Raw genomic sequence first — 9222 nt, 5'->3', positions numbered from 1 at the left:
TCGGAGTTCCTAACTACTACGGATACCTCTGACTTCTCGTACCTCATCATCTACCCCTCAACGTATCTTGGAAGTAGATTACCTAGAAAAAAAAACTAGGAAGCCACGAGACCTCCTTGGGTCACGCTACTATACTTCCACCCTATCCCAACCTTCTTAACGCTCTGGGTCAGTTGTCGGCGATTTGGACTTCCCATCTCTTTGCATGGTCATCCCCCCCTCACGCCAGCCTAGGTTCGCTTTCGCTTTGTACAGGGTTTTGCATTCAGACCCTCCGCACCCCACCTCACGGTGACGCACTGTCTGTCTGCTAGCGCTTCCGGCCGTCGGTGCACACGGGACTTGAACCCGATAAGTATAGTGCGCTGCCAAGCGCACAAAAAAGCAGCCCCAAAGGGCTGCTTTCTCGTTTATAATTACTCAGTGATTTTTGCAACTACGCCAGCGCCTACAGTACGTCCACCTTCACGAATAGCGAAGCGAGTACCTTCTTCCATAGCGATGGTGCTGATTAATTCAACGTCAAAAGTTACGTTGTCACCAGGCATAACCATTTCTACACCTTCAGCCAACTTGATGATTCCAGTTACGTCAGTTGTACGGAAGTAGAACTGAGGACGGTAGTTAGCGAAGAAAGGAGTGTGACGTCCTCCTTCGTCTTTGGACAATACGTAAACTTCTGCAGTAAACTTGCTGTGTGGTTTAACGGAACCTGGCTTAGCCAAAACTTGTCCACGCTCGATATCATCACGTTGAACCCCACGAAGAAGAGCTCCGATGTTGTCCCCTGCTTGAGCTTGGTCAAGAAGCTTACGGAACATTTCTACCCCTGTTACAGTAGTAGACTTAGGTTCTTCAGTCAAACCGATGATTTCAACTACGTCACCAACTTTTACAATTCCACGCTCAACACGTCCAGTTGCAACAGTACCACGGCCAGTGATGGAGAATACGTCCTCAACAGGCATCAAGAAAGGCTTATCAACATCGCGTTCTGGAGTTGGGATATAGCTATCAACAGCTTCCATTAACTCATGGATTTTACCTTCCCATTCTGCATCCCCTTCAAGAGCTTTCAATGCAGAACCTTTGATGATTGGAGTGTCATCGCCAGGGAATTCATACTCGCTAAGAAGGTCACGAATTTCCATTTCAACAAGCTCAAGAAGTTCTTCATCATCAACCATGTCACACTTGTTCATGAAAACAACAAGGTAAGGAACCCCTACTTGACGGGAAAGAAGGATGTGTTCACGAGTTTGTGGCATAGGACCATCAGCAGCAGATACTACCAAGATCCCTCCGTCCATTTGTGCAGCACCGGTGATCATGTTTTTAACATAGTCAGCGTGTCCTGGGCAGTCAACGTGTGCATAGTGACGGTTAGCAGTTTCATATTCAACGTGGGAAGTAGAGATTGTGATTCCACGTTCTTTTTCTTCTGGAGCAGCGTCGATTTGATCATATCCACGAGCTTGAGCTCCACCAGACTTTGCTAATACAGTTGTAATAGCAGCTGTTAGAGTTGTTTTACCGTGGTCAACGTGTCCGATAGTACCAATGTTAACGTGTGGCTTATTACGTTCGAATTTAGCTTTTGCCATTATGGTTAGCCTCCTTAGACAAGAAAAGTTTTTTTAGGTGTGTTTTAGATTTTATAAAAAGAAAGGTACAAAATGCAAAACCAAGACTTATTTTATACCTTTCTATTCTATCTTAAAAGTACTTTTTGTAAAAATTTCATTAAAAGTAAGGATTAAGCACCCTTATTCTTTTTAACGATTTCTTCAGCGATATTCTTTGGAACTTCTTCATAATGATCGAATGTCATGGTGTATTGTCCACGACCTTGGGTTCTGGAACGCAAAGTAGTTGCGTAACCGAACATTTCGGAAAGTGGAACAAATCCACGGATTACTTGTGCACCTGCGCGGGCTTCCATACCATCGATTCGTCCACGGCGAGAGCTCATGTCTCCCATGATATCACCCATGTATTCTTCAGGAACAACGACTTCAACTTTCATCATTGGTTCAAGAATAACGGCTCCACACTTCTTGCCTGCTTCTTTAAGTGCAAGAGAACCAGCTACTTTAAACGCCATTTCAGAAGAGTCAACATCGTGGTAGCTTCCGTCTACGATGGTTGCACGGATGTCAAGTAATGGATATCCAGCTAGAACACCATTTTGCATGGATTCTTCAATACCAGCTTGAACAGCAGGAATGTATTCACGAGGAACAACCCCACCGACAATCTTGTTAACGAATTCGAAACCTGCGCCAGCCTCAAGCGGTTCAAATTCAACCCATACGTGACCGTATTGTCCACGACCACCGGATTGACGAACAAACTTACCTTCAACCTTAGCATGATTACGGAAGGTTTCTTTGTAAGCAACCTGAGGAGCACCTACGTTAGCTTCCACTTTGAATTCACGCTTCATCCGGTCAACGATGATATCAAGGTGAAGCTCACCCATACCTGCGATGATCGTTTGTCCTGTTTCTTCGTTCGTGAAAGTTTTGAAGGTTGGATCTTCTTCAGCAAGCTTAGACAAAGCAATACCCATTTTGTCCTGGTCCGCTTTTGTTTTCGGCTCAATTGCAACGGAAATAACCGGATCAGGGAATTCCATCGATTCAAGGATAACAGGTGCTTTTTCATCGCACAATGTATCCCCAGTAGTTGTATCTTTTAGACCAACTGCTGCCGCAATATCTCCCGCATAAACAATTGCGATTTCTTCACGGTGGTTAGCATGCATTTGCAGGATACGTCCCACACGCTCACGCTTACCTTTCGTGGAATTTAAAACATAAGAACCAGAATTTAATGTACCGGAATAGACACGGAAGAATGTCAACTTTCCTACATATGGGTCTGTCATGATTTTGAAAGCCAATGCAGCAAATGGACCGTTATCATCAGACTCACGAGTCACTTCATCTTCACTGTCAGGAAGAGTACCCTTAATTGCTGGTACATCCAATGGAGATGGCAAGAAATCAATTACCGCATCTAACATTGGTTGAACCCCTTTATTACGGTACGAAGAACCGCAAAGTACAGGTGTGAATTCTACATTACATGTAGCGCGACGAATCACTTTCTTCATCTCTTCTACAGTAGGTTCTTCACCTTCCATGTACTTTTCAAGCAACTCTTCATCTAATTCACAAACAGCTTCTACAAGATTAGCATGCCATTCTTCAGCAAGGTCTTTCATATCTGCAGGGATTTCAGCTTCTTCAGAAGCAGTCCCTAAATCGTCTGTATAGATTCTTGCTGTCATTGTAAGAAGGTCGATGATCCCTTTGAAGGTATCCTCAGCACCAATTGGAAGCTGAACTGGATGTGCATTAGCCTTTAGACGATCACGCATTTGGCTAACAGCACTTAAGAAGTTCGCACCAATGATGTCCATCTTATTTACATAAGCAATACGTGGTACATGGTATTTATCTGCTTGGCGCCATACGGTTTCGGATTGTGGTTCAACCCCACCCTTGGCACAGAAAACACCAACCGCACCATCAAGTACGCGAAGGGAACGTTCTACTTCAACCGTGAAGTCTACGTGTCCCGGGGTGTCAATGATGTTTACGCGGTGGCCATTCCATTGAGCGGTTGTCGCAGCAGAAGTAATGGTGATCCCACGCTCCTGCTCTTGCTCCATCCAGTCCATCGTAGCAGCACCCTCATGAGTTTCCCCAATCTTGTGAACACGGCCTGTATAGAACAAAATACGTTCAGTCGTAGTCGTCTTACCGGCATCGATGTGAGCCATGATTCCGATATTACGAGTCTTATCTAAGGGAAATTGGCGTCCCATGAATTTGACTCCTTTCATCTATGAGGATTATGTAATGGAAGAATTATTCATTCTTCCATTACGCATATATTCATTGCCATCAGCCGGGTAGTTGTTACGTATTTGCACACCAACCTAGTATGATCCAAAGGGCTGCTAAGCAACCCTGGCGAATCTTATACTCATCAGTCGAGTATTATCTTCAGCTAATTTATAAAAAGCGAAAATCTTATACCCATCAGTCGAGTATTATCCACCAGTTGCTATGCAACCTGGCGAATCTTATTATCTTACCAACGATAGTGAGCGAATGCTTTGTTGGCTTCAGCCATTTTGTGAGTGTCTTCACGCTTCTTCACAGATGATCCAGTGTTATTGGCAGCATCCAAGATTTCAGCAGCAAGACGCTCTTGCATGGTATGTTCACCGCGATTGCGGGAATATTGAACCAACCAACGTAATCCCAAAGCAGTACGGCGCTCTGGTCTTACTTCTACAGGAACTTGGTAGTTAGCTCCCCCTACACGGCGGGCACGAACTTCAAGAACCGGCATGATATTTTTCATTGCTTCTTCGAAAACCTCAATTGGTTCACGACCTGTACGTTCTTGAATTACATTAAATGCATCATAAATAATGCCTTGAGCAACACCTTTTTTCCCGTCGATCATAAGACGGTTTACAAGGCGTGTTACTAGCTTGCTATTGTATATTGGATCAGGTAATACGTCACGACGTGGTACTGGTCCTTTACGTGGCATGTGATTCCCTCCTTTGTTACAAAAGTTAATCTAGACAGCTTGTCTATTTTTCGTTCTAAAGTGATTATTTCTTAGCTTCTTTTGGACGCTTTGCTCCGTAGCGAGAACGAGCTTGCTTACGGTTTGCAACACCAGCAGTATCCAATGCACCGCGGATGATCTTATAACGAACCCCTGGAAGGTCCTTTACACGTCCACCACGGATTAAAACAACACTGTGCTCTTGTAGGTTATGTCCAATTCCAGGAATATAAGCAGTTACTTCGATTCCGTTTGTTAAACGTACACGAGCATATTTACGAAGAGCGGAGTTAGGCTTCTTCGGAGTCATTGTACCTACACGAGTACAAACTCCACGCTTCTGTGGAGAAGCAAGATTGGTGTGCTCCTTCTTCATGCTATTGTAACCCTTTAATAGAGCTGGTGCTTTGGATTTTACCTCTTTCTGTTCGCGACCTTTACGTACAAGCTGGTTAATAGTTGGCATTGCCGCACCTCCTTCCAAATTTGCATGGGGTTTTAAGCCCACAGATCCAGGTGAGTCATATATGAGCAAAACAAAAGTTTTTGATCCGTGAAGTATGGTGTAAGCAAAGAGATCGCTTATCACCACGCCTCACAGATTCAAAAACGCTATTCTACTCATTTATCAGGATGGCTGCCGCTGCAGCTCCTACTTCAATTCCACAAGCCTTGCCTAGATGCCTCATAGAATCAACGTATTCAACCGGCAGTTGTTTCTCTTGACAGAGATGGGCAACCTTACCCGTCAGTCTTGAGTCCGCATCTTTTGCGATATAGACTTCCTTCACCATTCCTTGTTCAATGGCCTTCAATGTTTGCTTCAAGCCAATGACCAGTCCAGTAGCCTGTTTTACTTTTTCATAAGACATGTTTCTATATCCTCCAAAGTACAGGATCACTTGGCACACTACGACATATTAACATTTTCATTTTCCAAAGTCAACTGTATTTTTTCCTGTTAAATAAGTCTTTTTTCCAACACTTATTCTACAGTCACAGTTTCCTTTTCTTCATTTGAATCAATCACGTCATCATGATCTTCTTGTTCTTCAACAAGTTTTGTATTGCGATAGCGTGACATTCCTGTTCCTGCAGGAATCAACTTCCCTATAATAACGTTTTCCTTCAATCCAAGCAACTTGTCGATTTTTCCTTTTATAGCTGCATCTGTCAATACGCGTGTTGTTTCCTGGAAAGATGCGGCCGACAAGAAGGATTCCGTTTCCAGTGATGCCTTTGTAATACCAAGCAATACAGGACGAGCTACTGCAGGTTCTCCACCTTCGCGGAATACCTTTCGGTTTGCTTCTTCATATTCTTGAATGTCTACATAGGAACCTGGCAACAAGTCCGTTGTTCCACTATCAATAATTCGAATCTTGCGGAGCATCTGACGGATCATAACCTCAACGTGTTTATCGTTGATTTCTACCCCCTGCATCCGGTAAACCTTCTGAACTTCCTGCAGGATATAGTACTGAACTCCGCGCAGACCTTTAATGCGCAACAATTCCTTCGGATCAATCGAGCCTTCTGTCAGTTCTTCACCAGCATTGACCTTAGAGCCAACTGAGACACGCATACGGGAACCAAACGGAATTTGATAAACCTTTGTCTCAGCGTGACCCTTGACCTCAATTTCACGGCGATCCTTGCCTTCACGAATATCCACAACTTCACTGTCAAATTCAGTGATCGCAGCCTGACCTTTCGGGTTACGTGCTTCAAACAGCTCCTGAATCCGCGGTAAACCTTGGGTAATATCGTCTCCCGCAACCCCACCGGTGTGGAAGGTACGCATGGTCAACTGGGTACCTGGTTCACCGATCGATTGTGCAGCAATGATTCCAACTGCTTCACCAATCTCTACATCTTGGCCTGTAGCTAGGTTGCGTCCATAGCATCGCTTGCAGACACCATGTTTGGTCCGGCAAGTGAGAACTGTGCGGATATGAATCGTTTCTTTACCTAAATCATCTATTAATCTTTCCGCAATATCTTCGGTGATTAATTGGTTCTTTTGAAGGATTACTTCGCCAGTTTCCGGATGTTTAACCGTGGCAAAGGAGGTTCTTCCAACAACCCGGTCATAGACATTTTCAATAACGTTCTTTCCGTCCCGAATGGCTGAAACCTGAATCCCTTTATCTGTACCGCAGTCTAATTCACGTACGATGACATCTTGGGCTACGTCAACAAGTCGTCTGGTTAAATAACCAGAGTCAGCTGTACGCAATGCCGTATCCGCCAAACCTTTCCGAGCACCGTGTGTAGAAATGAAGTACTCCAATACGGTTAACCCTTCACGGAAATTGGACTTGATCGGCAATTCAATGATACGACCAGATGGGTTAGCCATCAATCCGCGCATCCCTGCTAACTGGGTGATCTGTGATACGTTACCACGGGCACCGGAGTTTGCCATCATGTAGATGGAATTAAATTTGTCTAGCGACCCCATCAAAGTTTCTGTTACTTCATCCTTCGCCTTACTCCAGATAGAAATGACTCGATCATAACGCTCATCCTCGGTAATCAGACCACGGCGGAATTGATGCAAAATGGTTTGTACCTTATCCTCCGCATTAGCGATGATTTCCTTCTTCTTTTCCGGTGTCTTAATGTCGGCAACAGCAACAGTCAGACCTGCCTGGGTAGAATACTTGAATCCTAATTCCTTAATGCGGTCAAGCATAACCGATGTCTGTGTCGTGCCAAAGCGACGGAATACCTCGGCGATAATTGATCCTAGGAAACTCTTCTTAACGGCATCCATTTCTTTTTCTAGCTTGGTTTCAATAAATTCGGCAACATTCTCACCTTTATTAAAGATAAAGTAACGATCAGGTGTGCCGACCTGTAAATTGTATTTTGTCGCTTCATTAATGTAAGGCATATCAGGCGGGAAAATTTCGTTAAAGATAATCTTTCCGACTGTTGTCACCAATAGAGCGTTTTGTTGTTCAGGTGTAAACGATTCTTTGCCTAGGCTGTTTGCCGGAATAGCAATCCGGGCATGCAGTTCAACATGAGCGTTTTGGTAGGCATGGATCGCAGCATTAGGAGCATGGAATAACTTCCCTTCCCCTTTTGCACCTTTCTTTTCAATGGTTAAATAATAGCTTCCCAATACCATATCCTGAGATGGTGTAACAACTGGCTTCCCATCCTTCGGATTGAGGATATTCTGCGCAGCAAGCATTAACAAACGTGCCTCAGCCTGGGCTTCAGCAGAAAGTGGTACGTGAACAGCCATCTGGTCACCGTCAAAGTCCGCATTATAAGCCGTACAAACAAGTGGATGAAGACGAACGGCACGGCCTTCTACCAAGATCGGTTCGAAAGCCTGGATTCCCAGACGGTGCAAGGTAGGTGCACGGTTCAACAGAACTGGATGTTCCTTAATAACTTCCTCAAGTACATCCCAGATTTCTGGGTGGACGCGCTCTACTTTTCGTTTTGCCGATTTGATATTGTGTGCAAGACCTTTGCTTACAAGCTCTTTCATAACGAATGGTTTGAAAAGCTCCAAGGCCATTTCCTTTGGCAAGCCGCACTGATACATCTTCAAATATGGACCAACTACGATAACGGAACGACCAGAGTAGTCAACCCGCTTTCCTAGCAAGTTTTGACGGAAGCGTCCCTGCTTCCCTTTCAGCATATGGCTAAGTGACTTCAGTGGGCGGTTCCCAGGCCCTGTTACAGGTCTGCCACGGCGACCGTTGTCAATGAGAGCATCAACAGCCTCCTGAAGCATTCTTTTTTCGTTTTGTACGATGATATCAGGTGCTCCGAGATCAAGCAGTCGCTTCAAACGATTATTCCGGTTAATCACACGTCGATATAAATCATTCAAATCAGATGTAGCGAAACGGCCCCCATCCAGTTGCACCATCGGACGAAGTTCAGGTGGGATGACAGGAAGAACATCTAACACCATCCAATCGGGATGATTGCCAGAGGAACGAAATGCTTCAAGAACTTCCAGTCTCTTAATGATTCTTGCCCGCCGCTGACCTTGGGCTGACTTCAACTCTTCCTTCAGCTGATCAACCTCTTTATCCAGGTCGATTTGCTGCAGCAGTCTTTTGATGGACTCTGCTCCCATCCCTGCCTGGAAGGAGTTTCCGTATTTCTCACGATAATTCCGGTATTCTTTTTCAGACAACAGTTGCTTTCTTTCTAGCGGAGTATCCGCAGGATCAATGACAACATAGGAAGCAAAATAAATGACTTCTTCCAAGGACCGCGGAGACATATCAAGAACAAGTCCCATCCGGCTTGGAATTCCTTTGAAATACCAGATATGGGATACTGGGGCAGCAAGCTCGATATGGGCCATTCTTTCCCGGCGCACCTTCGCCCTTGTTACCTCAACGCCACAACGATCACAAACGACTCCCTTATAACGGACTCGCTTGTATTTTCCGCAATGACATTCCCAATCCTTTGTCGGACCAAAGATTTTTTCGCAGAACAACCCTTCCTTTTCGGGTTTCAGCGTACGATAATTTATTGTTTCAGGTTTTTTTACTTCCCCATAAGACCAAGATCTTATTTTCTCCGGCGAAGCCAAACCTATTTTCATAAATTCAAAGTTATTTACGTCTAACAAGGGGC

7 protein-coding genes are annotated in these 9222 nt (G+C 44.6%); all 7 read right to left on the bottom strand.

What is annotated here, in order from left to right; genetic code table 11:
* Positions 1-156: 156 nt before the first annotated feature.
* The 7 genes from J2Z37_RS12380 to rpoC all read right to left on the bottom strand — a co-directional run bounded on the left by J2Z37_RS12380 (position 157) and on the right by rpoC (position 9217).
* Complete coding sequence (locus tag J2Z37_RS12380; protein WP_209810567.1) at positions 157-378, bottom strand: hypothetical protein; 222 nt, start codon at positions 376-378, stop codon at positions 157-159.
* 38 nt (positions 379-416) lie between these two features.
* Positions 417-1604: an elongation factor Tu gene (gene tuf, locus J2Z37_RS12375; protein WP_209810566.1), complete on the bottom strand. Its 1188-nt coding sequence runs from the start codon at positions 1602-1604 to the stop codon at positions 417-419.
* Between the two features lie 152 nt (positions 1605-1756).
* Positions 1757-3835: an elongation factor G gene (gene fusA / locus J2Z37_RS12370; protein WP_209810565.1), complete on the bottom strand. Its 2079-nt coding sequence runs from the start codon at positions 3833-3835 to the stop codon at positions 1757-1759.
* Between the two features lie 269 nt (positions 3836-4104).
* Positions 4105-4575 carry a 30S ribosomal protein S7 gene (gene rpsG / locus J2Z37_RS12365; RefSeq protein ID WP_209810564.1) on the bottom strand — a complete coding sequence of 157 codons (471 nt, stop codon included), beginning with the start codon at positions 4573-4575 and terminating at the stop codon, positions 4105-4107.
* A gap of 64 nt (positions 4576-4639) precedes the next feature.
* Positions 4640-5062 (bottom strand): 30S ribosomal protein S12, encoded by a 423-nt coding sequence (gene rpsL / locus J2Z37_RS12360; RefSeq protein WP_209810563.1) that lies wholly within the window; start codon positions 5060-5062, stop codon positions 4640-4642.
* Between the two features lie 151 nt (positions 5063-5213).
* Entirely contained in the window at positions 5214-5468 is a 255-nt protein-coding gene (locus J2Z37_RS12355; RefSeq protein ID WP_209810562.1) for a 50S ribosomal protein L7ae-like protein, read from the bottom strand.
* Between the two features lie 113 nt (positions 5469-5581).
* Complete coding sequence (rpoC, locus tag J2Z37_RS12350; RefSeq protein WP_209810561.1) at positions 5582-9217, bottom strand: DNA-directed RNA polymerase subunit beta'; 3636 nt, start codon at positions 9215-9217, stop codon at positions 5582-5584.
* Positions 9218-9222: the final 5 nt, after the last annotated feature.

This window comes from Ammoniphilus resinae, from assembly GCF_017873965.1.
Lineage (GTDB): Bacteria > Bacillota > Bacilli > Aneurinibacillales > RAOX-1 > Ammoniphilus_A > Ammoniphilus_A resinae.
This window is presented reverse-complemented; position numbering and strand designations above follow the sequence as displayed.